General features: G+C 54.7%; 1 protein-coding gene. It reads left to right on the top strand.

What is annotated here, in order from left to right:
• Positions 1-45: 45 nt before the first annotated feature.
• The coding region (locus tag HZR14_RS14140) for an IS630 family transposase (protein ID WP_181693523.1) at positions 46-1,036 on the top strand (991 nt) is incomplete at its 3' end.

A 1,036-nucleotide genomic window follows, 5' to 3' on the forward strand; every position in this document is an offset into this window, starting at 1 on the left:
TAATGAGTGACGGAAGTTATGGGCATGGAATGAGACTGGAAGGTAATGAGTGGAGATCGTCGGATCGAGATTGTCCGGCATCTGGATGAAGGGGAATTGGATCGTCTGCTGGACGAAGCAGACGATCCAAAGGTTACGAAGCGACTCACTTTTGTCAAGCGTCTCTACAAGGGAGCAAACTTGGAAGACGCAGCTGACGATGTTGGTAAGTCTGCTTCGACAGGAAGTCGCTGGGCGCGTCGGTGGAACGAAGGTGGGCTAGGGCTGCTCACGCCGAACTTCGGGGCCGGCAGGCCCCCGAAGCTCGGCGAAGAGCAACAGGAACAACTCCTTGAGATGTTGCGCGAAGATCAGCCCTGGAAAGCGCAGGAAATCCAGCAGTTGTTAGACGAAGAGTTTGACGTTCAATACCATCCTGATTATCTCCACCGGTTTCTCCGGAACCTTGGCTTGTCGTACGCGAAGCCTCGTCCAGAACGCCCATCACGGCCAGAAAATCCAGATGAGATCCTCGAAGAACGCGTCGACGACGCGTTCGACGAGGAGGCTGACACACTCCAAAACAAACGCGCTGATGACGAGAGTGAAGGCTGGGTCGTTGACGACGATGTTTCTACAGATGGCGGAACTGTCGTCGGCTTCTGTGATGCGTCTCACCCCCAACCATTCGACAATTCTCACCGACTGTGGTACGTTGATGATCCAACACTGCAGCGACCGCTGGTGACGCTTGACGAACCAGCGGTCGGCTGCTACGCACTCAACGGTAAGAGCGTCCTCACCTTTCCTGAAGACCAATCGAAAGAAAACATCTGTGCGCTCTTCGAACAGGTCCGCGAGCAGAATCCCGGCAAGCGGATTCTGCTCGTCTTAGATAATTTCTCGTCACACGTGTGTGAACACACGCGCAAGCGGGCGCATCAACTCGGCATCGATCTCGTGTTTCTTCCGGTTGGGTCACCACATCTCAACCCAATTGAGCAGGTCTGGAAAACGCTCAAACGCGCCGCCTCACCGATTATTGTGGCGAGCGAGA

The organism is Natronomonas salinimetallica, assembly GCF_013839515.1.
Lineage (GTDB): Archaea > Halobacteriota > Halobacteria > Halobacteriales > Haloarculaceae > Natronomonas.